This window comes from Variovorax sp. GrIS 2.14 (assembly GCF_046115955.1).
Classification (GTDB): Bacteria; Pseudomonadota; Gammaproteobacteria; order Burkholderiales; family Burkholderiaceae_C; genus Variovorax.
The window spans coordinates 172647-197297 of the sequence record NZ_JBJXIA010000011.1 but is presented as its reverse complement, the minus strand read 5'-3'; the positions used below and the strand labels follow the sequence as shown (position 1 = coordinate 197297).

Annotated in this window: 21 protein-coding genes and 2 pseudogenes; 8 read left to right on the top strand and 15 right to left on the bottom strand. The window is 63.9% G+C overall.

What is annotated here, in order from left to right:
• Positions 1-15: 15 nt before the first annotated feature.
• The 8 genes from pepN to RCH10_RS18405 all read right to left on the bottom strand — a co-directional run bounded on the left by pepN (position 16) and on the right by RCH10_RS18405 (position 11848).
• Positions 16-2718 (bottom strand): aminopeptidase N, encoded by a 2703-nt coding sequence (pepN, locus tag RCH10_RS18440; protein WP_409053499.1) that lies wholly within the window; start codon positions 2716-2718, stop codon positions 16-18.
• Positions 2705-3400, bottom strand: a complete 696-nt coding sequence (locus RCH10_RS18435; protein ID WP_409053498.1) for an HAD family hydrolase — start codon at positions 3398-3400, stop codon at positions 2705-2707. The genes pepN and RCH10_RS18435 overlap by 14 nt, the downstream gene beginning before the upstream one ends.
• Positions 3400-4504 (bottom strand): peptide chain release factor 2 gene (gene prfB / locus RCH10_RS18430; protein ID WP_323495292.1). Its coding sequence is split into 2 segments (ribosomal slippage): positions 3400-4422 and positions 4424-4504, totalling 1104 coding nucleotides; the frame shifts between segments, so codons are not numbered across the junction. The genes RCH10_RS18435 and prfB overlap by 1 nt, the downstream gene beginning before the upstream one ends.
• Before the next feature lie 47 nt (positions 4505-4551).
• On the bottom strand, positions 4552-5784 hold the full coding sequence (locus tag RCH10_RS18425) for an ATP-binding protein (protein ID WP_409053497.1): 1233 nt from the start codon (positions 5782-5784) through the stop codon (positions 4552-4554).
• A complete protein-coding gene (locus tag RCH10_RS18420; protein ID WP_323495290.1) occupies positions 5774-6367 on the bottom strand; it encodes a chemotaxis protein CheB in 594 nt (197 codons plus the stop codon). Before RCH10_RS18420 ends, RCH10_RS18425 begins: the two co-directional genes overlap by 11 nt.
• A complete protein-coding gene (locus RCH10_RS18415; protein ID WP_409053496.1) occupies positions 6364-7224 on the bottom strand; it encodes a CheR family methyltransferase in 861 nt (286 codons plus the stop codon). Before RCH10_RS18415 ends, RCH10_RS18420 begins: the two co-directional genes overlap by 4 nt.
• On the bottom strand, positions 7221-10772 hold the full coding sequence (locus RCH10_RS18410) for a response regulator (RefSeq protein ID WP_409053495.1): 3552 nt from the start codon (positions 10770-10772) through the stop codon (positions 7221-7223). Before RCH10_RS18410 ends, RCH10_RS18415 begins: the two co-directional genes overlap by 4 nt.
• A 140-nt stretch (positions 10773-10912) precedes the next feature.
• The gene (locus RCH10_RS18405) at positions 10913-11848 is read right to left on the bottom strand and encodes an alpha/beta fold hydrolase (RefSeq protein WP_409053494.1); all 936 of its coding nucleotides are present in this window, start codon (positions 11846-11848) and stop codon (positions 10913-10915) included.
• Between the two features lie 98 nt (positions 11849-11946).
• Here RCH10_RS18405 and RCH10_RS18400 point away from each other — a divergent pair, with 98 nt between their 5' ends.
• The 4 genes and pseudogenes from RCH10_RS18400 to RCH10_RS18385 all read left to right on the top strand — a co-directional run bounded on the left by RCH10_RS18400 (position 11947) and on the right by RCH10_RS18385 (position 14169).
• Positions 11947-13020 (top strand): aldo/keto reductase, encoded by a 1074-nt coding sequence (locus RCH10_RS18400; RefSeq protein ID WP_409053493.1) that lies wholly within the window; start codon positions 11947-11949, stop codon positions 13018-13020.
• Between the two features lie 6 nt (positions 13021-13026).
• A pseudogene (locus RCH10_RS18395) lies at positions 13027-13125 on the top strand (Cys-tRNA(Pro) deacylase); the annotation flags it as partial.
• 31 nt (positions 13126-13156) lie between these two features.
• Positions 13157-13813 carry a glycerol-3-phosphate 1-O-acyltransferase PlsY gene (gene plsY / locus RCH10_RS18390; RefSeq protein WP_409053492.1) on the top strand — a complete coding sequence of 219 codons (657 nt, stop codon included), beginning with the start codon at positions 13157-13159 and terminating at the stop codon, positions 13811-13813.
• Positions 13814-13815: 2 nt separating this feature from the next.
• Positions 13816-14169 carry a RidA family protein gene (locus RCH10_RS18385; protein ID WP_187050981.1) on the top strand — a complete coding sequence of 118 codons (354 nt, stop codon included), beginning with the start codon at positions 13816-13818 and terminating at the stop codon, positions 14167-14169.
• Positions 14170-14201: 32 nt separating this feature from the next.
• Here RCH10_RS18385 and RCH10_RS18380 read toward each other — a convergent pair whose 3' ends face one another.
• Positions 14202-14819: a TIGR02281 family clan AA aspartic protease gene (locus tag RCH10_RS18380; protein ID WP_409053526.1), complete on the bottom strand. Its 618-nt coding sequence runs from the start codon at positions 14817-14819 to the stop codon at positions 14202-14204.
• Between the two features lie 31 nt (positions 14820-14850).
• The gene (locus tag RCH10_RS18375) at positions 14851-15336 is read right to left on the bottom strand and encodes a YajQ family cyclic di-GMP-binding protein (RefSeq protein WP_187054931.1); all 486 of its coding nucleotides are present in this window, start codon (positions 15334-15336) and stop codon (positions 14851-14853) included.
• A gap of 42 nt (positions 15337-15378) precedes the next feature.
• Between RCH10_RS18375 and murB the strand changes: the two genes are divergently transcribed.
• Positions 15379-16431, top strand: coding sequence for a UDP-N-acetylmuramate dehydrogenase (murB, locus tag RCH10_RS18370; protein WP_409053491.1), 1053 nt, complete (start codon positions 15379-15381; stop codon positions 16429-16431).
• Positions 16432-16532: 101 nt separating this feature from the next.
• Positions 16533-17318: pseudogene (locus RCH10_RS18365) on the top strand (glycine-rich domain-containing protein).
• 33 nt (positions 17319-17351) lie between these two features.
• Here RCH10_RS18365 and RCH10_RS18360 read toward each other — a convergent pair.
• From RCH10_RS18360 to RCH10_RS18340, 5 genes are all read right to left on the bottom strand, one after another.
• Positions 17352-17672 carry a pyrimidine/purine nucleoside phosphorylase gene (locus RCH10_RS18360; RefSeq protein ID WP_409053490.1) on the bottom strand — a complete coding sequence of 107 codons (321 nt, stop codon included), beginning with the start codon at positions 17670-17672 and terminating at the stop codon, positions 17352-17354.
• Between the two features lie 58 nt (positions 17673-17730).
• Positions 17731-19170: a DUF1501 domain-containing protein gene (locus RCH10_RS18355; protein ID WP_409053489.1), complete on the bottom strand. Its 1440-nt coding sequence runs from the start codon at positions 19168-19170 to the stop codon at positions 17731-17733.
• Positions 19171-19178: 8 nt separating this feature from the next.
• On the bottom strand, positions 19179-21044 hold the full coding sequence (locus RCH10_RS18350; protein ID WP_409053488.1) for a DUF1800 family protein: 1866 nt from the start codon (positions 21042-21044) through the stop codon (positions 19179-19181).
• 150 nt (positions 21045-21194) lie between these two features.
• Positions 21195-21764 (bottom strand): hypothetical protein, encoded by a 570-nt coding sequence (locus tag RCH10_RS18345; RefSeq protein ID WP_409053487.1) that lies wholly within the window; start codon positions 21762-21764, stop codon positions 21195-21197.
• A gap of 117 nt (positions 21765-21881) precedes the next feature.
• Entirely contained in the window at positions 21882-22250 is a 369-nt protein-coding gene (locus tag RCH10_RS18340; protein ID WP_409053486.1) for an ArsC family reductase, read from the bottom strand.
• A gap of 48 nt (positions 22251-22298) precedes the next feature.
• Between RCH10_RS18340 and folC the strand changes: the two genes are divergently transcribed.
• Positions 22299-23603 (top strand): bifunctional tetrahydrofolate synthase/dihydrofolate synthase, encoded by a 1305-nt coding sequence (gene folC, locus RCH10_RS18335; RefSeq protein ID WP_409053485.1) that lies wholly within the window; start codon positions 22299-22301, stop codon positions 23601-23603.
• Positions 23604-23668: 65 nt separating this feature from the next.
• Positions 23669-24637, top strand: a complete 969-nt coding sequence (locus tag RCH10_RS18330; protein WP_409053484.1) for an SPOR domain-containing protein — start codon at positions 23669-23671, stop codon at positions 24635-24637.
• The last annotated feature ends 14 nt before the right edge of the window (positions 24638-24651 follow it).

Here is a 24651-nt window from a genome sequence, read left to right as displayed (position 1 = left end):
TGGTACGTCAGTGCGTTACACGGCCAGGGCGCGCGTGACGACCTCGTGCGTGTCTTTGCTGAGGTCGGGTTTGGCCGCGACACGGGCGATGGCCTCGCGTGCTGCGCTTCGGTACGGCTCGGCCAGCTTGCTCCAGCGGTCGAGGCCGCGTGCCAGGCGCGCCGCCACCTGCGGGTTGATGGCGTCGAGCTCGATCACGCGGTCGCTCCAGAACACATAGCCGGCCGCATCGGGCCGGTGGAACGCGCCGGGGTTGCCGCTGCAATAGCTGAAGATCACGCTGCGCGCGCGGTTCGGGTTCTTGATGGAGAAGTCCGGGTGCTTCATCAATTGCTTGACCAGCGGCAGGATGTCCCCATTGCGGTCGGGCGCACCGGCCTGCAGCGAGAACCACTTATCGATCACCAGCGCCTCGTCCTTGAAGATCGCGTGGAAGCGCGCCAGCGCCTGAGCCGCCAGCGCATGGCCCGACGACACCAGTGCGTTGAGTGCATTGAAGCGATCGGTCATGTTGCCGGCGTCCTTGAAGCGCTGCAGCGTTTTGCCCGGCCACACGGTGTCGTTGGACTCGCGCGCCGCGATGCACAGATAGGTCAACGCCATGCCAGCCAGCGCGCGCCGGCCCGACGATGTCGGATCGGGGCTGTAGGCGCCGGTGTCCTGGTTCTCTTCGTAGACACGCTGCCAGTCGGAGAAGAGGGCGGTCGCCAATTGCACGCGCATGGCTTCCCGCACGGCATGCACGCGTTGCGGATCGACCACTTCCAGCTGCTCGGAGATGTAGGTTTCCGATGGAAGCGCGAGCACCAGTTCCTTGAAAGCAGCGTCGAGATTCGGGTCGCGCAGCACGCCGCGCATCGCGTCGACATACGCTTCGTTCAGAGCCGGACCGGTGGCGTTGGCATCGCCGGTGATTGCCTGGATGGCCGAGCGCAAACCGAGGCGCTGGCCGGCTTCCCAGCGGTTGAACGGATCGACGTCGTTAGCCAGCAAGGTGAGCAACTGCGTGTCGTTGTAGTCGAAGTCCAGAATCACCGGCGCGCTGAAGCCGCGCAGGATCGACGGCACGGGTTCGGCGTCGACGTTGATGAAAGTGATTTGCTCGCGTTCCTGCGTCAGCACCAGCGTGCGCGTGCCGTGCGCCGCGTCGCTTTCGCCTTCGAGTTGCAACGGCAGCTCATGCCCGTCGGCGCTCAGCAAGCCGAGGTTGACCGGAATCACGAACGCCTCTTTGAGGGGCTGGCCCGGCGTCGGCGCGCAGCTCTGCGCGAAGCTCAATGTGTAGCTGCGCTGGGCCGCGTCGTAGTTGCCTTGTGCCGCGAGGCGCGGCGTACCAGCCTGCGCGTACCAGCGCTTGAACTGCGGTAGCAGGCGTGCAAGATCGGAATCGGGGTTGGCATCGGCAATCGCCTGCGCAAAATCGTCGCAGGTCACGGCCTGGCCGTCGAAGCGCTCGAAGTAGAGCGTGATGCCGCGTTCGAAGCCTTTGCGGCCCACCAGCGTCTGCATCATGCGAACGACTTCGGCGCCTTTTTCGTAGATGGTGACGGTGTAGAAGTTGCTGATCTCTATGTAGCTGTCGGGCCGCACCGGGTGCGCCATCGGGCCGGCATCTTCGGGGAACTGCGCGGTGCGCAATACGCGCACGTCTTCGATGCGCTTGACCGCTCGGGCCGATGCGTCGGCGCACAGGTCCTGGCTGAATTCCTGGTCGCGGAAGACGGTAAGGCCTTCTTTCAGCGACAGCTGGAACCAGTCGCGGCAGGTCACGCGGTCGCCCGACCAGTTATGAAAGTACTCGTGACCGACCACGCTTTCTATGTTGCTGTAGTCGGCGTCGGTAGCCGTCGCCTGATTGGCCAGAACGTACTTCGTGTTGAAGATGTTCAGGCCCTTGTTTTCCATCGCGCCCATGTTGAAGTCGCTTGTCGCAACGATCATGAAGCGGTCGAGGTCGAGCGGCAGGCCGAAGCGCGCTTCGTCCCACAGAACGGAGTTGACCAGCGAGTTCATCGCGTGCTCGGTCTTGTCGAGATCGCCGGCACGCACATAGACCTGCAGCAGATGCTCCTTGCCGTTGCGCGCGGTGATGCGCTGCTCGCGTGCCACCAGCTTGCCGGCGACCAGCGCGAACAGATAGGCCGGCTTCTTGAACGGGTCGACCCACTTGGCGAAGTGGCGTCCCTCGTTGCCCGGCCCTTCCAGATCGCCTTGCTCGACCAGGTTGCCGTTCGACAGCAGCACCGGGTAGGCGTACTTGCTGGCGCGCAGCGTGACGGTGTAGCTGGCCATCACGTCGGGTCGATCGAGGAAGTACGTGATGCGGCGAAAGCCCTCGGCCTCGCACTGCGTGAAGAAGGTGTCTTCGCTCACGAACAGGCCCATCAGCTTGGTGTTCTTGATGGGGCAGCAGGTCGTGAAGATCTCGAGCTCGAAAGCATCGGGCAGGGCGTCGATGACCAGCTGGTCGCCTTCGATGCGGAACGATGCGCCGTGGTTGTCGACCAGCACGCGTGCCAGGTTCAGTTCGTCGCCATCGAGGCGCAGAGGCTGCACCGGCACTGCGGGATTGCGGCGCATGCGCATGCGGTTGAGCACGCGGGTTTTGTTCGGGTCGAGGTCGAAGGTCAGCTCGACCGTGTCGATCCAGTAGGCGGGCGCGACATAGTCTTCGCGGCGAATGGCGACCGGTTGGCCTTGTGCATCACGCAACAGCATCGAGAGTCTCCAGAAAATTTGAATGGGCGAGTTCGTCGTAGTCGTGCACGGCGGCGATGACGTGCGGACCGGCGAGCTCTGCAGGCGTGTGCGAGCTGCAGACGGCGACGGCGCGCATGCCGCCACGCCGTGCGGCTTCGATGCCGAAAGGCGCATCTTCGAAAACGATGCAGCGCGCAGGCGCCACGCCGATGCGGCGCGCAGCTTCTAGAAAGATCTCGGGGGTCGGCTTGCCGGCAAAGCCTTCGTCGCCACCGACGATCGCCAACGGCAGCGGGTCCATCCTGAGCCGCGACATCGCGAACTCGATGTTGTGTTTGTCGCCGGCGGTGCCGACGGCGATCTTCAGCCCGCGTGCCACAGCGGCCTTGGCGAAAGCGCCGAAGCCTCCCACCTCACGGAACTCCGCCGCGAAGAGTTCGCGGTAGATCAGCTCTTTCTCGTGCGTGATTTCCGCGCTCTCAATCTCGGTCACCTCGCGCTGCATCAGCTCGCGCGCGCATTCGACGGCGGTGCGGCCGGTGGTGCGGCGCATCAGGTCCGGCACGTCGATCGTCATGTTGCGGCGGCGCGCGTACTCGACCCATGCCTTGGCATGCCAGGGCATCGAGTCGATCATGGTGCCGTCCATGTCGAAGATGAGCGCTTCGACGGGGCCTGTCCAGAGCGTATCGGCCGCCATCAGACGCCTTGCTTCAACGACGCTTCGATGAAGACATCGAGATCGCCGTCGAGCACCTTCTGCGTGGCCGACACTTCGACGTTGGTGCGCAGGTCCTTGATACGGCTGTTGTCCAGCACGTAGCTGCGAATCTGGTGACCCCAGCCCACGTCGGTCTTGGTGTCTTCCAGCTTTTGCTGCGCTTCCTGCTGCTTCCTCAACTCGAAGTCATACAGCCGTGACCGCAGGCGTTTCCACGCTACGTCGCGGTTGCTGTGCTGGCTGCGGCCGTCCTGGCACTGCACCACGATACCGGTCGGGATGTGCGTGAGCCGCACCGCCGAATCGGTCTTGTTGATGTGCTGCCCGCCCGCGCCGCTGGCCCGGAAGGTGTCGACCCGCACGTCCGACGGGTTGATGTCGATCTCGATCGAATCGTCGACTTCGGGGTACACGAAGATGCTGGCGAAGCTGGTGTGGCGGCCGCCCGACGAGTCGAAAGGCGACTTGCGCACGAGGCGGTGCACCCCGGTTTCGGTGCGCAGCAAACCGAAGGCGTAGTCGCCCTCGACCTTGATGGTCGCGCCCTTGATTCCGGCGGTGTCGCCCGGTGTCTCGTCTTCGATCTGCGTCTTGAAACCCTTGCGCTCGGCATATTTCAAATACTGGCGCAGCAGCATGCTGGCCCAGTCGCAAGCTTCGGTGCCACCGGCGCCGGCCTGGATGTCGACAAAGCAATTGAGCGGGTCTGCCGGGTTGTTGAACATCCGGCGGAATTCGAGCTGCTTGATGTCGGCTTCGAGCTTGCCGGCGTCATCGGAGATGGCTTGCAGGCCATCCATGTCGCCGTCTTCCTTCGACATGTCGAAAAGCTCGGTGTTGTCGGACAGCCCGCTGGTGAGCTTGTCGAGCGTGACGACCACGTCATCGAGCGCCTTTTTCTCGCGGCCAAGCTCCTGCGCTTTCTTGGGGTCGTTCCAGACCTTGGGATCTTCGAGCGATGCGTTGACCGTCCTCAGACGTTCGGCTTTGGCATCGTAGTCAAAGATACCTCCGTAAATCGACCGTGCGCACGCTCAGGTCGGCAAGGCTGGCGCTGATTTGGTTGATTTGCTCTGCATCCATGGGGTGTCCTGACGGTGTTCGGGGAAACCGGGTATTTTCTCACGGCTTCATGAAATGGCGGCGGCCACCTCCAGAGGCAGAGTGACCCGAAAGACCGCACCGGCGCCGGGTTGGCTTTCGACGCTGATTTCGCCACCGTGGGCCCGCACGATCTGCCGTGTGATGTAGAGCCCCAGGCCGAGACCAGCGGCGTGCTTTTTGCTGTCGGCGGTGCGTTCGAATTGTTCGAAGATGCGCTCCTGATCCGCCGTTGCAATGCCCATGCCGCCGTCACGCACCGTCATGAAAGCCTGCGGCGCTGCACCCGCGAAACCGGCGCTGGCGACATCGACACCGACCTCCACCCGCACCGGTTTGCCGCCGCCGTAGCGCAGCGCGTTGGTCAGGAGGTTGGTCAGCACCTGTTCGACGCGGAACTCGTCCCACATGCCTTGCACCGGCCCGGCGGCGTGCAGCGTGATGGTCGAGCCCGCGGCCTCGACCTGCTGCCCCAGGCTATCGACCACGCGCGCGGCCATCGCCGCCAGATCGAAGGGCTTGGGCTGGATCGACAGGGCGCCGCTGCGCAGCCGCGTGACGTCGAGCATGTCGTCGATCAACCGCACCATGTTCTGGATTTGCCGCTGGTCGCGCTCGATCATGGCCGGCAGCTTGGCGGGCTCGAAGGGCGCCAGATTGCCTTTGGTGAGATGCAGCTTGCGCACCTGTGTTTCGAGATAGAGCGTGTTGAGCGGCGTGCGCAGTTCGTGCGACACCATCGACATGAAGTCGTCGCGCATGCGTACCGCGCGCTGCAGTTCGCACTGGGCCGTCTGTAGCTGCTGCACCAGTTGCTCCGTCTGATGATGGGCCGCTGCCAGCGCGTCCATCTCGTGCTTCAGTGCCTTGCGGTGACGGTGCAGGTCGACGAAGACGTTGACCTTGCTGATGACCACGTGACCATCGAGCGGCTTCTGCAAGAAGTCGACCGCGCCACTTTCGTAGCCCTTGAAGGCGTAGTTGAGTTCGCTGCCCGCGGCACTGACGAAGATGATCGGGATGTGCCGCGTGCGCTCCGTGCCACGCATCATCTCGGCCAGCTCGAAACCGTTCATGCCGGGCATCTGCACGTCGAGAATGGCGAGCGCGAATTCGTGCTCGAGCATCAACGCCAGCGCCGCATCGGCAGAGGTCGCCTGGTGCACGGTGCGCAGAGGCCCGCGAACGAGCGCGTCGAGCGCCATCAGGTTTTCCGGAAGGTCGTCGACGATCAGCAGTTTGCTTTCGACGTCAGTGAGCATGAGGCGAATCCAAGGGGTCCAATCGAAGAAGTAGCGAGCTCAATCCGAGCAAAGGCAGCACGGCATCCGGCGTGTGGCGGGCCAGCGCGGCCAGCGGCATGGTCGGCACATGCGCTTCAAGCGGATCTTGCACCGCCGTGAAACCGCCGAGAGAATGAATGTGCGCCATGCCGCGCGCGCCGTCTTCGTTGGCGCCGGTGAGCAGCAGCCCGGCCAGGGCACTTTGGTAGGCGTCGGCCGCCGAACTCATCAGCACATCGATCGAGGGGCGGGAGAAAAGTACCGGCGGTTCGCAGCTCAAGGAAAAACAGCGATCCCGCTCGATCGACAGGTGGTAGCCCGGCGGCGCGAAGTGCAGCGTTCCGGGAGCGAGCGGGCGCTTGTCTTCGGCCTCGCAGACCGGAATCGAAAGGCGCGGCGCAAAGACTTCGGCCAGACGGCTTTCGCGTCCTTCGGGCAAGTGCAACACCGTGACGATCGGCAGCCGCCATGTCTGCGGCAGACCGACAAGCAGGTTGAGCAGCGCGTCGATGCCACCCGCCGAGGCGCCAATCACCACGGCATCGATCCGTCGTGTCGTCATGAGGCTTTCCGGAACAGGCGCTCGGCCCGAACCAGCGGATCGAAGCGCGTCGCATAGCCGGAGAAATCGATGCTCTCCTTCGAGCCCAGGCCGAGAAAGCCGCGATGGCACAGCGATTCGTGGAAGAGACCGAGCGCGCGGTCTTGCAATTGGCGGTTGAAGTAGATCAACACGTTGCGGCACGACACCAGCTGGGTCTCTGCGAACACGCTGTCGGTGGCCAGGCTGTGGTCGGCAAAGATGACGTTGGCGCACAGCGACGGGTCGAACCTGGCGGCATCGTAGGCGGCGACGTAGTAGTCGGAGAACGCTCGCGTGCCGCCGGCGCGTTGGTAGTTGACCGTGTACTTTTGCAGCGTGTCGAGCGCGAAGATGCCCTGCCGCGCCTTGTCGAGAGAGGCGAAGTTGATGTCGGTCGCATAGATCCGGCTGCGGTCGAGCAGGCCCTCTTCACGCAGCAGGATGGCGAGCGAATACACCTCTTCGCCGGTGCTGCACCCGGCGACCCACACCTTGATGGAAGGGTAGGTGTGCAGCACCGGAACCACCTGCCGCCGCAGTGCCAGAAAGTAGCTCGGGTCGCGAAACATTTCGCTGACCGGAATGGTGAGGTACTGCAGCAGCCGCGTGAAGATGGTGGGCTCGCGCAGCACCTGCTCCTGCAGCGCGGAAACCGAGGACAAGCCCAGCTGCGTCAGCGCATACGTCACGCGGCGCTTTTGCGAGGCGCCGGTGTAGTCGCGAAAGTCATAGCTGTACTTGAGGTAGATCGCCTCCATCAGCAGGCGCAGGTCGATCTCGTCGTTGCCCGGTGGAACCAGGGCCGGAGGAGTGGACGCTGGAGTCGATGAGGTCATAGCCGTTCCATCTTGGGCATCCACACGCGCAACAGCGAGAAGAGCCGATCGAGGTCGACGGGCTTTGCAAGGTAGTCGTTGGCACCTGCAGCCAGGCATTGTTCCTGGTCGTCTTTCATCGCCTTGGCCGTGACGGCGATCACCGGCAGATTGTCGAAACGCTTGTCCTGGCGAATCCGCCGTGTGGCCTCGAGGCCGTCCATCTCCGGCATCATCACGTCCATCAGCACGAGGTCGATGTCGGGCACGCTGTCGAGCTTGGCGAGCGCTTCAAGGCCGTTGCGTCCTATCTCAACGATGGCGCCGCGTTGCTCCAGTGCGCTGGTCAGGGCGAAGATGTTTCGCACGTCGTCATCGACCAGCAGGATGCGGCGGCCTTCGAAAACGCGGTCGCGGCCGCGGGCGGTCTTGAGCATCGTTTGCCTTTCGCTCGACAGCTCCGATTCAACCTTGTGCAAAAACAGCGTGACTTCGTCGAGCAGCCGCTCCGGCGAGCGCGCACCCTTGATGATGATGGAGCGCGAGTAGCGCAGCAGCTCGGCTTCTTCGTCGCGCGTGAGGTTGCGCCCGGTGTAGACGATGACCGGCGGAAACGACGAGATCTCCTCGGTCGCCATGCGCTTGAGCAACTCGCTGCCTTGCATATCGGGCAAGCGAAGGTCGGTGATCATGCAGTCGAACACGCGGTTGCGCAGCAGCTTCATCGCCTCTTCGCCGGACGCGACCGCAGTGATCGCCGCGTCGTCGTCGCCGATGAGCTTGATTACGCTTTCGCGCTGCAGTGCGTCGTCTTCCACCAGCAGCACCTGCTTGACCTTTTGCGACAGCTTGTCTTCGATCTTCTTGAACACCTGCTTGAGCTGGTCGCGCGAAGTGGGCTTCAACGCGTAGCCGATTGCGCCCATGTGCAGCGCGGCTTCCGACTGGTCTTGCGCCGACACCACATGGACCGGGATGTGCCGCGTCTGCGGATCGTCCTTGAGGTGCTGCAGCACGTTGAGGCCGCTGCTGTCGGGCAGCCGCATGTCGAGCAGGATGGCGTCGGGCACGAACTGAGTCGCGAGGGCGAAGCCATCGGCCGCGCCGTGCGCCACCAGGCAGCTGTAGCCGAGCTCGTGCGCCAGGTCGTAGAGGATGTGCGCGAACTGCGGCTCGTCTTCGATCACGAGCACGCGGCGTGCCTTGTCACGCGGCAAGGCGCGATCGTCTGCGAAGGTGGGCAGTACGGGGCGGGGTGGCGCAGCGGGGCCGGGAGTGAGCGGCGTCGACATCGCCCGCGCCGTGGACTTGGCTGCCCGCGTACGTGAGAGTGAAGGTGAAGGTGAAGGTGAAGGTGAAGGTGCGGAGGCAAGCACCTGCCCGGCGCCCGAATGCGCGCTACGCACCGGCAATTCCGCCGGCTCCGACGGCAATGCGGCGGGCAACCGTAGCGTGAACGTGCTTCCATGACCCGGCTCGCTCTCCACTTCGAGCGTGCCACCCAGCAGATGCGTCAGGTCACGCGAAATCGACAGGCCCAAGCCGGTGCCGCCATAGCGCCTGCTGGTGGTGCCGTCTGCCTGGCGAAAAGCTTCGAAGACCACCTCCTGCTGATCGGCCTGGATGCCGATGCCCGAGTCGCTCACGGAGAACGCCACGCCACCCTCGGTTGCAGCCGAAACACCCAGCACCACCTCGCCGCGTTCGGTGAACTTGAGCGCGTTCGACAACAGGTTCTTGAGGATCTGCTCGAGCCGCTGGCGGTCGGTGTTGAGGCTCGTCGGCGCGCCCGGCTGCAGGTCGAGCCGGAAGCCCAGACTTTTCTGCTTGGCGAGCGGCGTGAAAGTCATCGCGAGGCTGTCGGTCAGGCGGGACACCGGCACGTCTTCGGCCACCAGTTCCATCTTGCCGGCCTCGACCTTGGCGATGTCCAGGATGTCGTTGATCAACAGCAGCAGGTCGTTGCCCGAGGCGTAGATCGATTCGGCGAACTTGACCTGCTCGGCACTGAGGTTGCCCTTCGGGTTGTCGCCCAGCAGCTTGGCGAGGATGAGCGCGCTGTTGAGCGGCGTGCGCAGCTCGTGCGACATGTTCGCCAGAAATTCCGACTTGTAGCGACTGGCGCGCTGCAGTTCTTCGGCCCGTTCGTTCAGGTCGCGTTGCACGCGGCGCAGAGCCAGATTGCGCTGGTCGAGTGCCTCGGTTCGCTCCGACAACTGGCTGTTGGTTTGCTCTAGCTCGGCCTGCTGGTTTTCAAGCGTGGCCTGCGATTGGCGTAGCACGCGCGATTGCTCTTCCAGCTCTTCGTTGGCGGTGCGCAACTCTTCCTGCTGGACTTGCAGCTCCTCGTTGAGTTGCTGCGTTTCGGCCAGTACGTCTTGCAGCTGCTCGCGATAGCGCGCGGCGGCCACGGCGCTGCCAAGGGTGCCCGACACCGAGTCGAGCAGCGCAGATGCACGCGCGTCGGGCTTGGTCATCAGGCCAAGTTCGAGCACACCGTTGACGAACCCATCGTTGGCAATCGGCAGCAACAGTGCGGCGCGCGGCGACATGGCGCCCAGGCCGGTATTCACCTTCAGGTAGTCGGCCGTCACTGGTTCGACCAGCATCGTGCGGCGCTCGGTGGCAACCTGTCCGAGCAGGCTTTCGGTCGACGAGAAGGTCTGCGAGCTGGCCTCGGCCTCGGCCGAAAAACCGTAGCTCGAGGCACGGCGAAGCTCGCCGTTCGGCTCGCGCACATAGAGCGCACCGACGGTGCTGCCGAGCTGTCGCGCGAAGAACGCGAGCGCCTTGCGACCGAGCTCCTGCGCGCTGAGCTGGCCGACAATTTCGGCCGCCAATTCTGTCTGCGAACTGCGCAGCCATGCCTGCTGTTGCAGCACTTCTGCGTGCGCGGCTTGTTCGCCGAGCGCGGCGCCGTAGTTGGCTGACAGCTCTGTAAGCTGACGGCGTCCGAAGTACGCTAGAAAACCGGTGAAGATCAGGCTGAACAGCACATACGCCACCACCACTGCAATGCTGGTGTTGTGCGCTTCGTTGTTGCGCTGAAAACGCAAAGCCTGTTCGGTGGAAATGAAGGCGCCGTACTCGGCTCGCATGGCATCGCTCAGTGATTTGCCACGGCCGGCCGTCACGGCCGTGCGGTAGTCCTGGCCGGCGCGCCGCAACGCGATCAGCTCGGATGCGTAGGCATCCCAGCTCTTTTGTGTGGCCGCTATGCGGTCGACGCGCGACACCTGCTGCGCGTTGTCGGACACCAGCAGCCGCAGTGCGGCCAACTCGGGGCCGATGCGTGATTGGGCGGCGTCGTAGGGTTGGAGAAAACTTGGCTCTCCGGTGATGAGGAAGCCCCGCATGCCCGATTCGAGATCGACGGTGAGGCGCTGCGCCTCGGTCGCGCTCCGGGTGACCTGGTCGGTGTGCTCGACCCAACCGATCACCGACAAAAGATAGAGGATCAAGGCCACGAACATGACCGCGCCTGCCAGCCCTGCGGCAAGGGGCAGCTTGACGTTGCGACTCAGCGCGCGCTGAAAGGATTGCTGATCGATCGCGCGGGGGCTTTTCATGGGAGATGGGTCGGAGGGCGGGTGGGCAAAGCCGTAGGAGTCTGCCCGACCAGGGCGTCTGGCGCTGTCGGAAAAAGCCGCGCGTTCGCGGCTGCGCTCACGCGGTACGAGGGATGCGCGCGGACTGGCCCAGGCGGCTGTCAGCCTGCAAGAAAATCCTGGATCAACTCGGCCACGCGTGCCGGCCGATCGTGATGCAGCATATGACCGGCATCCTCGATGCGCGCAACCCGTGCGTCTTTGACCGACTTCAAGCGCGCGTGGTACTCATCCAATGAATAGCGGCCCTTCCACCATTTGCTCAGGCTGTCGTCGGCCGCCTCGACCGCCAGCAGCGGTGCGGTGATGCAGGCGTACAAGGCGAGCACCTCGTCGACCCGAAATATGTGCGCGTTGATGATCTTGTGCGCTGCATCGCCCAGGATTTCCCAGCGCTCGTTGCCATCGGCGTTGAGGCTGGTGCCGGCCCAGTGACTCGCCAGCCAGTCCGCTTTGTCCTGGGTCAACTTCGGGTTGGTCTTCATCAGGCGGCGCGCCACGCCGTCGGCGGCCGGGTAGGCGGCCAGCGCCATTTCGCCGCGGTGCAGGCGCTTGAGTTCATCGATCCATTTGCCATAGCGCTGCGGCGCTTCGCTCGGCGCCAGGCCGGGCATGCCGAAGCCCTCGAGGTTGACGAGCCGGCGGATGCGCTGCGGCCGCACGCCGGCGTAGTGCATCGCGACGTTGCCGCCCATGCTGTGCCCGACCAGGTCGACCGCCACGCTCTCCGGGGCCCCTGCCTGACCCACGTAATGGTCGAGCAGCCAGTCCAGATCGGCCAGGTAATCTGGCATCCAGTAGTTGTCGACGCCGCCACCTTCGGTCAGGCCGAAGCCGCGCCAGTCGGGTGCGATAACGAAGCGCTCCTCGGCCAGCGCATCGACCACGAACTGCCATGAAGCGCCGACGTCCATCCAGCCGTGCAGCAGCACCAGCGGAGGCCGGGTGGCCGATGGCTGGCCCCAGAGCCGCACGTGGTAATCGAGGTTTCGCACGGGCACGAATTCGCTGCGGGAGACGCGGAGGGCTTGGTACATGCCCTCGATGATATGCAGGCACCGGGCGCTGCGCTGTCGCACACGAGCCCCAACGCGGGCCTGCACGCGACAGCGCTGGCGGCGGTAGCATTCCGGCCATGAAAAACATCCCATTCGAAAAAGTCAGGCTGGGCCAGAGCGATCTGCGCGTCACGCCGATCTGCCTCGGCACCATGACCTTCGGTGAGCAGGTCGACGAGCCCACTTCGCATGCCGTGCTGAGCCGTTCGCTCGAGCGCGGCATCGATTTCATCGATACCGCCGAAATGTATTCGGTGCCGACGCGGCAAGAGACCTACAGCGTGACCGAAAGCATCATCGGTCGCTGGTTTGCTGCCAACCCCGGCGCGCGGCAAAAGCTCACGCTGGCGACCAAGGTGGCCGGCCCGTCGCGCGGCATGCCGTGGGTGCGTGAAGGCACCGGCATGGCGGCGGCCGACATCGTGGCGTCGTGCAATGCCAGCCTGAAGCGCATGCAGACCGACGTGATCGATCTCTATCAAATCCACTGGCCCGAGCGCAACACGCCGTTGTTCGGACAGATCTATTTCGACCCGACCAAGGAGCGTACGCAGACTTCGATTCACGAGCAGCTCGAAGCGCTTGGCGGTCTGGTGAAGGAGGGCAAGGTCCGCTACATCGGCTTGTCGAACGAGACGCCGTACGGCGTGCACGAATTTGTCCGTCTCGCCGAGCAGCATTCGCTGCCGCGCATCGCGACGGTGCAGAACGTGTACAGCCTGATCAGCCGCGCACTGGAGAACGGGCTGGACGAAACCATGCATCGGCTAGACGTGTCGTTGCTGGCCTATTCGCCGCTGGCTTTCGGCCTGTTGACCGGCAAGTACGACGAGAGCGGCACCGAAGGCCCCGATGCACCCAGGGGGCGCATCTCGGGCTACGAGTCGGTACGCAAGCAACGCTGGGGCCGCCCCGATGCATTGCGCGCCTCGCGTGCCTACAACCGCCTCGCGCGCGACAACGGCATGACGCCGACGCAGCTGGCACTCGCCTTCTGCTACACCAAATGGCAGGTTGCCAGCACCATCATCGGCGTGACGACGGTGGCGCAACTCGAAGAAGACCTGGATGCGTGGGGCACCACGTTGTCGCCCGAGGTGCTGGCCGAGATCGACAAGATTCGCTGGGATATTCGCGACCCGGCGATGTGATTCATCATCGACGGCGGTCGGCGACGGGCTCTGGTGGGCATCACTCCCAAGGCGTGCATCGACTTGCTCGCTGCCCGACCGGTGCAATGCGCGCTGGCAGAATGAGCGACCTTTTTTGTCGAGGCCAGAGCCTGCGTTGAGTTCATATCTGCCATTCCCTGCCGCCGCAATCATTGCCATCGTCGCGGCCTACCTGATCGGCTCGCTGTCGTTCGCGGTGATCGTGAGCAAGGCCTTTGGCATGGCGGATCCGCGCAGTTACGGCAGCGGCAATCCGGGCGCCACCAACGTGCTGCGCTCGGGTAACAAAACGGCGGCGCTGGTGACCTTGATGCTGGACGCAGCGAAGGGCTGGTTACCGGTTTTTTTGATCCGGCACTTCGGCGCGGAATGGGGCGTGGGTCCGGGCGTCGAAGGCATCGCCGCGGTGGCCGGGCTCGCAGCGTTTCTCGGCCATTTGTATCCGGTGTTCTTCTCGTTCAAGGGCGGCAAGGGTGTTGCTACAGCGATCGGTGTGATCGTTGGCATAGCGCCTTTGTTGGGGCTCGCGACGTGCGCGACCTGGGTCATCATCGCGCTGTTTTTTCGGTACTCGTCGCTGGCCTCGCTGGCGGCTGCGTTCTTCGCACCGTCCTACTACCTGATCGGCGGCAACATCGCCTGGCCCTTGCATCGCACCGTACTGGTCGCGCTCATCCTCATGAGCTTGTTGCTGTTCTGGCGGCACCGTGAAAATATCCGTCGGCTCGTTGCCGGCACCGAGTCGAAGCTCGGCTCCAAAAAGAAAGTCTGACCATGCCCGAAATCACCCGCTTCCACGTCGGCCCACGCTTGTCCGAAACCGCCGTGCACAACGGCACCGTGTACCTCGCGGGCCAGGTGCCGGACGACACCACGCTGGACATGCGTGGCCAGACTGCTGAAGTGCTCGGCATGGTTGAGCGATTGCTTGCGGAAGCGGGTAGCGACAAGTCGCGCATCCTGATGGCCCAAATTTTCTTGAATGACATTGCAGACATCACGGTGATGAACGAGATCTGGGACGCATGGATTCCGGCAGGCCACACGCCGCCGCGCGCCACGGTGCAGGCCAAGATGGCGAATGCGGCCTACAAGATCGAGATCGTCGTCACCGCTGCGCAGCTCTGAGCGCGCGCCTTAGCAGGCGCTTCAGCATCGCTTCAGAAACGTTTATCCAGCACCATCTGATCGGCGTCCCGCCGCATCGAGAAGCGGTTGATGAAGCTGTTGCCGAGCAGGATGAATGGCATCGACTGCTCCGACACGATGGCGTCGACGTCGTACACCTCGACATCCCCGACTCGCACGGAATTGAGTCGCAGCCGGTAGCCCGCCGCCACACCGTTGGCCGTGCTGACGCGCACTGGCGTGCCCTTGCTGTAGTCGAGCCCGATGCGCGTGGCATCGGCGGCCGACAACGCAACCGTGGTGGCGCCGGTGTCCAGCATGAAGTTGACCGTGCGACCGTTGATGGTGCCCTGCGTCATGAAGTGGCCGCGGCTGTCGGCCGGCAGCACGATGCGGTTGCCACCGCCGCTCGGGCCGCCGCCTCCGATGCTTGCGGGCGTGTCCATCCGCAAGGCAATGCGCTTGCCGCCTGACTCGACGGTGGCCTGTTCGGCCTGCAGCGCGACCAGCTTCACGCCCTGGAAGGTCTCGCCGACGGCAACAGTCTTGGGTGCGCCTCCGTTGACGATCAGGATGGCCCGGCTGCCTATGGTGCCGGTGAGCATCACCGAGGTTTCGGCCTGCGCGAGCACGGAAGCACTCGCGAGCATCAACGCCGCTGCGAGCCGCAGGCCGAACACGTCAATCCCTGAAGTTGTTGAACGACAGCGGCATGTCAGGCACGTCCTTCTTGATGAGTGCCATGGCCGCCTGCAGATCGTCGCGCTTGGCGCCGGTCACGCGCACCGCATCGCCCTGAATGGCGGAGGTGACTTTCATCTTGCTGTCTTTCAACAGGCGCGTGATCTTCTTGGCCTGCTCGCTCTCGATGCCGCTCTTGACCTTGATGACCTGCTTGACCTTGTCGCCGCCGATCTTCTGCACGTCGCCCTTGTCGAGAAAGCGCACGTCGACGCTGCGCTTGGTGAGCTTGGCGCGAAGGATGTCTTCGACCTGCACGAGCTGGAATTCAGCGTCGCCGATCATGGTGATTTCCTTGTCCTTGAGCTCGACCGCAGCGGCCGTGCCCTTGAAGTCGAAGCGGGTGCCGATTTCTTTGGCGGTGTTCTCGACGGCGTTTTTGACCTCGGGCAAGTTGGGTTCGCAGACGGTGTCGAAAGACGGCATGGACGTTCCTGATTCTGGGGGACTGAGTGCGACAATTCTCCCATGATCGTGGAGTCCAACGTCCCCCTGCAGCCTTACAACAGCTTTGGCATCGTCGCGCGCGCGCATCATCTTGCACGCATCACTGGCGAGGCGGATGTGCAGGCACTGCGCGACGATGCCGAGTGGCGCGATGCGTCGCGCTTCGTGCTTGGTGGCGGCAGCAACATCGTGCTCACCGGCGACGTCAAGCAGCTGGTGCTGAAGGTCGAGATCAAGGGTTTGCGGCTGGTCGAAGAAACGCCGCGCGCATGGATCGTCGAGGCGGGCGCTGGGGAAAACTGGCACGAGGTGGTTCGCTGGACAGTGGAAAACGGCTTTCCGGGGTTGGAAAACCTGGCGCTCATTCCCGGCACGGTCGGCGGTGCGCCGGTGCAGAACATCGGCGCCTATGGCGTCGAGCTGCAAGACCGCTTCGAATCGCTCGATGCGATCGACATCAACACCGGCCGCACCTTCACGCTCGATGCCGCGCGGTGCGCTTTCGGCTATCGCGATTCGGTCTTCAAGCACGTGCCGGCCGGCCCCAACGACTTCGGGTTGGCGGGCCGTGCACTGATCACCCGTGTGCGCTTTCGCTTGCCACGGCCGTGGAAGCCGGTGCTCGGCTACGTCGATCTTGAAAAGAAGATGGCCGAGGCAGCCAACATCGAGCCGACCGCCATGCAAATCTTCGACTGGATCGTCGCGATCCGTCGTGCCAAGTTGCCCGACTGGCGGGTGCTCGGCAATGCCGGCAGCTTCTTCAAGAACCCGACAGTCACGCCCGAGCAGTGCGCCGACATCATCGCGCGCGACCCCAAGATCGTGCACTACCCGATGGACGACGGCAGCATCAAGCTGGCGGCCGGCTGGCTCATCGACGCCTGCGGCTGGAAGGGTAAATCGGTTGGCAACGCCGGCGTGTACGAGCGCCAGGCGCTGGTGCTGGTGAACCGCGGCGGCAATGCCGACCCGGTGACGGGCGGTGAGGTGATGACGTTGGCCAAGGCCATACAGACCAGCGTGTACGAGCGTTTCGGGATCCGGCTGGAGCCCGAGCCGGTCGTGGTCTGAGCATGCGTGCCGTGCGACCAGGGCGCGGTGCATCGACGCTCGTTGCCGAGGCGGTCGTCGACCTGCTGCACCCGAATTTTCGGCACCGCATCACTGGCTTGATGTGGGCGCGCCGCGGCCTGTGGGTGATCGCGGTGCTGTCGCTTTTTGTGCTGAGTCGTCAATTCGGCACGCTCATCGCCGTGGTCATGTTGTGCTTGCTGCTGGCACAGGCGCTCAAGGCGCGGGAAACCAGCTTGCGCCGCCAGTTCGTACGTGAAGCGGAGCTGCCGCGGTTCCTGGTCGGCAAGCTCATCCAGGCTTATCCATCGATGGGCCAAAGAGATGCCGAGCTGGTGCTGCGCGGCCTGCGTCAGTTCTTCATGGCGCATTTGCGCAGCGACAAAAAGTTTGTCGCGATGCCATCGAAGCTGGTCGATGCGGCGTGGCACGAGTTCATCCTGCACACGCAGGGCTACCAGCGCTGGTGCGAGGCGGCGTTCGGCGGCATGCAGCACCACAGTCCGGCCGAAGTGCTGGGTCGCGACGCGCGCCGCAACGACGGGCTGCGCCGCAGCTGATACTGAGCCTGCAAGGAAGAGAGCATCGACCCGCGCAAGCCGAGCCGGTTACCGCTGCTCTTCGCGCTCGACGCCAAGTACGGCGTGGCTGGCGGCTTCACCTACGTGCCCGACTGCAAGGCGACGGCACGCCACGACGGTTCGACCACTCAATGCGGCAGCGACTTCAGCAGCTCCGACAGCGGCTCGGGTGATGCCGGTGGCTTCGGCGGCAGCGAGTCGACGAGCAGTGGCAGCGGCGATGGCGGATCGTCGAGCGACGGAGGCTCGTCCGGAGACAGCGGATCGGGCTGCGGCGGCGGGTGCGGTGGAGGCGGCGGCGACTGACCCGTCGCAGCCCTCAAGTCCTCGGCCGGCGGCTCAGCCGAAGTGGCAGATGTAGCTGTACGGCTCGCCGGTCACGCGGATCTGGAACGACGCATTGCCGGGCACGCTGAATTTTTCGCCGGCGCCCGATTTCTTCCACTCGGTCGTGCCGGCCAGCTGGTATTCGCAAGTGCCGCTCACCCCCTCCATGATCTCCGGCGCGCCGGTACTGAAGGTGAGGGTCGACGGCAGGATTACGCCGATCGACTTCTTGGTGCCGTCGGCCTGGGTGAAGCCGTGGCTCACGCATTTGCCGTCGAAGTAGACGTTGGCCTTGGTGGTGACGGTCACGTCTGCGAAGGTTTCAGTGGTCATTGCGAACTCGCTTTTCAGGGGCCGCGATTTTAGTTGCCGCAGCGCCTGACGATTCACATCACCCCATGAAGCCGAGGTTGCGCGTGCTGTAGTTCTTCAGGTTGGGCAGCACAGAAATCTGGTCGCTTGGCGACACGCCGAACCAGTTGGCCAGCGTGGCTCCGAACTGGTCGACGCCGGTGGTCGGCACCAGCCGACCTTGCCCCACGTCGTCGGGCCCGTCGTTGGCCAGCGTGGGCGCGGCGCCGATAAACGACTTGCCCTTGACGGCATCGCCCATGACGAACTGCACTCCGCCCCAGCCGTGGTCGGAGCCGCTCGAGTTGCTGTTGAGCGTGCGGCCGAAGTCCGACGCGGTGAACGTCGTGACTTGCTGCGAGACACCCAGGTCTTTTGTCGCCTGGTAGAAGGCCGACATGGCGTTGGCCACACCCGCGAGCAGCAAGGCGTGCGTGCCACCGGCACCGCCCAGGCCATCGTGGTTGTCGAAGCCCCCCATCGAGACGAAGAACACCTGCCGCTTAGCGCCGAGCGTGCTGCTGACGGAAATCATTTTGGCGACGAGCTTCAACTGATCGGCCAGCGAGTTGCCTGTCGGAAAAGTCGTCGCGACATTGGCGCCGGCGAGTGCGCTGCTGAGTTGGTCGTTCGCGGTGAGCGCGCGACGCGACACCGCGGCGTAGCTGTTCTCCAGCAACTGGGTACGCGTGTTCATCATCAAACCGTTGAGCGCGGTCGAGCAAGCGGCTGATCCGAACATCGCCGACTTGATGCCAGCGACCGAGACTGGTCCGCTCGAAGCCACCTGGTATTGCGACACCTGGCTGCCCGACAGGTAGACCGCGTTGCCAGCCACCGACACGCAGGTGAAGGTCGCGTTGCCGTTGCCGCCGGCCAGCAGGTCGCCCATGCGCCCGCCCCAACCCGACGATGCACCCTCGGGCGCCGAGGCCTGCCAGTACGAGGATTGATCGTTGTGCGAGAAGAGCTTGGGTGGCAGCGGAACCGAGCGCGCGTTGTACTGCGCCTTGGTCGTCGGCTGCACCAGCGTGCCTACGTTGAGCGCGATCGACAGGGCACCTGTGTTGAAGATCGGCAGCAGCGGAGCGAGCGTCGGCGCCAGTGCGTACTGGCGGCTGCCAGGCAACGCGGTCGCTGGCGTGAGCACGGTCGGCGCCAACAAATCACGGCCGATCGCGATGTTGCTGCGCAGGCTGTTGTAGGTGTTGTAGGTGGCCTGATCGTAGGCGACCAGTGTGTTGGCGTAGTCGTTACCGCCATACAGAAAAATGCAGACGAGTGCCTTGTAGTCGCTTGCCGTGGCGGCTGCCGCCTCGCCCATGGCAGCCAGGCTGAGCGCCCATGGCGTGGCCGACGCCGCGAGCGACAGCGCGCCGGTGCGACGCAAAAATTCACGGCGCGATGCGTTGTCGGGCTGGACGCCAGGGAAGTGAGCCGACGAAGGAGGCCGGCCGGAGCGAAAAGAAGAATCTGTCATGCGGCGCGTTATTTCTGGACGATGTATTCGGGGGAGGCCAGCACGAGCGTGAGGGCGGCATAGACGCGGTTCAGCTTGCCGGTGTCGTTGTCGGCCGAGATCGTGTCGACGGCAGCCTTGAGCGTGGCCAGCGTGGCAGCAGACAGCTCGCCGCCCGCCAGCACCAGGTTGATTTCGTCGAGCAACGCCCCTGAATTGGCGGCAATGGCGGTCAGCGTGCCGTAGTTGGGTTTGAGGTCAGTGAGGATCTGACCAGACACCGCGCTCTGCATGAAGTTGACGTAGCCCGACACCGTCGACTCGTTGGTGATTTGAAACTCCGGCCCGTTGAGGTTGTATTTGCCGAGGTCGCTGTTGGTCGGCACGTAGCCCGGCCTGAAAAAGTTGAAGACGGATGGCGAATGCATCGGGCTCTGGCCGAGGCCGTCGGCCGCGCTCGACAGGTCGCCGATGTTCCACGCTCCGCTCGCCGAAGTTGCGGCCCAGCCTCGCGCCCAATTCAGGAATCGCACGACCGGCTCGCGCAGCTTGCCGAACGCGATCGTCGTACTGATGAACGGATTGCGTGCCTCGTCGTCCAGGAGGATCTGACGAATCACCGCCTTCATGTCGCCGCGAACGCCGCTGCCGTTGTTGATGAAGGCATTGGCGACGCGGTTCACATAGGCTGGGCTCGGGTTGCTCGTGACCAGACGCTGAATGAGCTGGCGACACACGAACGGCGGCATGTTCGGGTGATTGAAAAGCGTGTCGATCGCACGGGTAAGGCTGTCGATGGCGCCGGCCTGGGTCTTGGGGCCGGCCGGGATGGTCGTGCCGAGGAATGTCTTGGCACCTTCTTCGTAAAGCGCGCTCAGCTGAACCATTGGCCGGGTGTAGGCAGACGGCGTTTGCTGGCCGCCGCTGGTGTCGTCGTACCAGCCAGTAAACACTCGAGCCAGTCCGCTGACGTCGGCTTGCGTGTAGGTTTCGACCGGTGCGTCGTTGACCAGCACCTGCGAACCATCGTTGTTCAGCTTGTACAACCCGATGGTGAACAGCTGCATGATTTCACGCGCGTAGTTCTCGTCTGGCTGGCTGCCGGTGGTCGGGTTCGCCAGCTGATTGCCGACAAACGTCAGGTACGTGCCCATGGCCGTGGTGCGGCTCACTTCCAGCAGCAGGTTGCGATAGTTACCGAAGGCATTGCTCTCCAGCACGTCCAGGAAGTAGCCGACCGAAAACTGAGGGTAGTAAGCGTTGAACCCATCGATCGACACGACGAAGATTTCAGTGAGGGCCATCACCATGCGCTGGCGCAGCAGGTCTGGGCTCGAAATGAACTTGCGCCACACCGTGTTGTCGAGGCCGTTGACTTGTCCGAGGTAGGTGGCCGACCCGTATCCCTGGCCCGACAGCCAGTCGACGTGCGTCTGGCTGCGGGGCAGGGCGAACTGTGCATCGATCCAGGCCGAATAGCTCATCGCCTGCATCGCGGTGATCTGCGCCTTGGTGGCGCCCGGCGAAGCCTGCGAGAGGAAACGCGCCGCATCTTTGTTATTTGCGGGTGTGGTGTACGTGGTGGTCGCTGCACCTGCGACGATCGGCGAGTCGGGAATCGCGACACCCATGGTGGGTTGGGCGGCATCCGCGGTTTTCGTTGTCGTGCTGGGGGCGGCCAGACCGGCAAAGCTGCCGCCGCCGCCTCCACCCCCGCCGCCGCAAGCCGTCAACAACGCAGCAGCGCCCGCAGAAACTGCCGCAATCGCGGCAATGTCCTTGATTTCATCGATGGGCGAAGCCGGCGGAGCCAGCGTAACGGTCCCCTGATGAAGTGACTGACTGGGCCCACTCTTTGCCTCGAACGGCGCCTCGAGGCATTGAAGTTCTCTCATGTATTCGTCAACTTTTTGGTGAAAAACAAACGGATTTTAAGAACCGTTATGCATTTCTAAGCCAAAACTGTGTAACGCGTAGTGTTTTTTCCTACACCTTTCTTAGTGTGCGTCCTACAGCAAACGCCCGAGACGTTACCTTCTGAAACCTCAACGCCAACCCCCGTGATGCCATCCCCCGCCGCCGCCGCCCCAGCCTCGTGAATAGCCGAGGTTGAGCGAAAGGCCGATCGGTGATGCGTAGTACGGCTGTGGGTATGCGTAGCCGGGCTGTACGTACACCGGGGCAGGATAAGCGGCGGCATATCCGGGTTGCACGTAAACCGGAGCCGGGTAGGCCGTCTGATACACGGGAGCGGCGCCACTACCGGACACAACGACGCCTGGCTCCGGCGTCACGTTCTGCCAGGCAGCAGGATCACTTGCGCGCTGACCGCTTTCCGCCGGTTCGATTTGCGATGACAGCACCGGGCTGGTCGTTACCCCCATCGCGCTGATCTGAATCGGCATCGTGCGGCCGGGCGCCATGGCGGTACGCGTCGTGTAGCGGCGGCCAGCATACTCGTACGTGACGTTGTAGCCGCCGTCTGCGAGCTGGGTGCTGGAAACCACACGTGCCTGCTCGACGTGCGATGCCGGCTGCGCATAGACAAGCGGTGCGCCCGAGCCGAGCGCCGCCAACAGGGTAAGAACTGCGATGTTGCGAGTCGAGATAACCATTTTTTTACTCCTGATGGCGAGGGCCTTCCCCGCGTTGAACTTGTTGGATGCGATTGTCGGCGCCAGGTTCAGTGCCTGCCGGTCGGCCACGTTCGCCTTTACCTGGCGTTATTGAATCTACTTGGGCAGTTGCGATGCTTCTTGCTGCCATTGCCCCGCGTCGAACCCCACGGTGGTGGCGCCGTTCGTGCCTTCCCATGCGACTACCGGCCGCTTGATCAGGCTGGGATTCGCAAGCAGTACCGCCTTGGCCGACGCCGCATCGACTACCAAAGCGCGAGCCGCGTCGTCCAGCCGTCGCCAAGTGGTGCCGCGACGGTTGACCAGCGTCTCCCATCCTGGATCGTCGAGCCACTGGTCCAGCAACACTTCAGGCACGCCGTCCTTCTTGAAATCGTGAAAGCGGTAGGCAAGGCCTTCGTCGGCCAGCCAGGCTCTGGCGCGTTTGACGGTGTCGCAATTGGGGATGCCGAAGAGGGTGATCATTTGCGATGAATGATGCCGCTACCGCGCGTCGGCGACAATCCGGGGTCCATGGAAACCCTCGCCGACTGGCTCGCACACGCCGAGCGCCTGCACGCAAAGAACATCGATCTCGGCCTGGACCGCGTGCGCCGCGTCGCCGCGCGCATGGGTCTGAAGTTCGATTGCCCCGTCATCACCGTCGCCGGCACCAATGGCAAGGGCTCGACCTGCGCCATGCTCGAGTCGATCCTGACGCACGCCGGCTATCGCACCGCGGTTTACACGTCACCGCATCTCGTGCATTTCGAGGAGCGATTGCGGCTGGCGGGCGAGCAGGTCGAAGCCGCCAAACTGCTGCCGCACTTCGCTGCAGTCGAAACGGCGCGGGAAGAAATCAGCCTCACATACTTTGAGCTCACCACGCTGGCGCTGATGCGATGTGCCGCAGCTGAAAAGCCGGATATCGTCATCCTCGAGGTCGGTCTCGGCGGTCGTCTCGATGCGGTCAATATCATCGACGCCGACTGTTCGGTCATCACCAGCATCGATCTCGACCACATGGATTTCCTGGGTTCCGATCGGGAGAGCATCGGTTTCGAAAAGGCCGGCATCCTGCGCACCGGAAAGCCGGCCGTCGTGAGCGATCCGATGCCGCCGCAGAGCGTGATCGATCACGCCAAAGCGATCGGCGCCGACCTTTGGTTGTTCGGCCGCGACTTCAATGTCTCTGGCGATCCGCAACAGTGGGGCTGGTCGGGTCGCGGCCGCCGCTACAGCGGCATGGCATACCCGGCCCTGCGCGGCGCCAACCAGTTGATCAATGCGGCAGGCGCTCTCGCCGCACTCGAAGCGGTGCGGCCCTTGTTGCCGATCACGGCGCAGGCCGTGCGAACCGGCCTCGCGATGGTCGACTTGCCGGGCCGCTTCCAGATCGTGCCGGGCCAGCCCTCGCTGGTACTCGATGTGGCGCACAACCCGCATGCCGTCGCGGCGCTGGCCGAGAACCTCGACGCGATGGGTTTCTTTCCGACCACGCATGCCGTTTTCGGCGTAATGGTGGACAAAGACCTGGCAGCGATGTTCGCGCGCATCGGGCCGCTGATCGACCGCTGGTACTTCACGGACCTACCGACACCTCGCGCCGCCAAAGCAGCCGACATGATGGCACTCTGGCAAGCGCAGAACACCCGTACCGACGTCGCGGCCACGGTGCATGCGGCGCCGCTCGAAGCGCTCCAAGCAGCCATCGATCGCGCAGACCCCGCTGATAGAATCGTGGTCTTCGGATCGTTCTTCACAGTGGGCGGCGTGCTGGTGAACGGAACACCTCGTCTGCAAGCCAAACACCTGCTGTCAAGCGCCCGATCGGCCTAAGCCGACAGTGCAGTCCGCGGCGCATTTTTCTTTTCTTTCGCTGCACACATCAGGGACCGACTTTCATGGCGTTTTTCAAGTTCCGCAACCGCGGTTCTCAAGGCAACGAAGGGCGCAGCGCCAGCGTCGCGTCACCGCCGGCCGAGAGCGTCGAAGCCATGCGCCGCCGGGCCCGGCATCGCTTGCTCGGCGCTGCGGTGCTGGTGCTGGTCGGTGTCATCGGTTTTCCGCTGCTATTCGACACGCAACCGCGGCCGGTTTCGGTAGATATTCCCATTGAAATTCCCGATCGCAACAAGGTCAAACCGCTGACCGTGCCGACCACTCCGGCGCCTACGTCCGCTGCGCCGGACGGGGACGGCGGCAAAGGAATCGCCAGCACACGCATCGCTGCCGCATCGCCATCGAGCGCCATGATCACCGAGACCGCCGATGGCAGCGAGATTTCTGCGAGCAAACCGGTGACGACTGCGCCAGTCCCCAAGCCTGATTCCAAGCCTGATTCCAAGCCCGAGGTGAAGGCCGAAGCCAAGCCCGAGCTGAAGCCAGAACCAAAGCCTGAGCACAAGCCGGAAGTCAAGCCCAAGCCTGAAGTGAAAGCTGAAGCCAAGCCGAAACCTGAACCGAAGTCAGAGGCCAAAGCGGAGCCAAAACCCAAGCCGACCGAAGTGAAGGCGGCCTCCAGCGAAGACGGCGCCCGCGCCCGCGCCTTGCTCGAAGGCAAGGTGGCCAGCAGCGCCACCGCCACGACGGCCACCGCCTCTGCGACTTCAACCGCCAAGCAGCCCGCGGCTTCCGACGAGGCGGGCCGTTTCGCGGTCCAGGTCGGCGCCTTTGCAGATGCGTCCAAGGCACGCGAAGTTCGGCAGAAACTCGAAAGCGCCGGTCTCAAAACCTACACCCATGTGGCCAAGACGGCAGACGGTGAACGCACGCGTGTGCGCGTCGGCCCGTTCGCCACGCGGGCCGAAGCCGATCGCGCAGCGAGCCGCGTCAAGAGCCTGTCGTTGGCGGCTTCGGTGCTCACGCTGTAATCGCCTACGTGCTG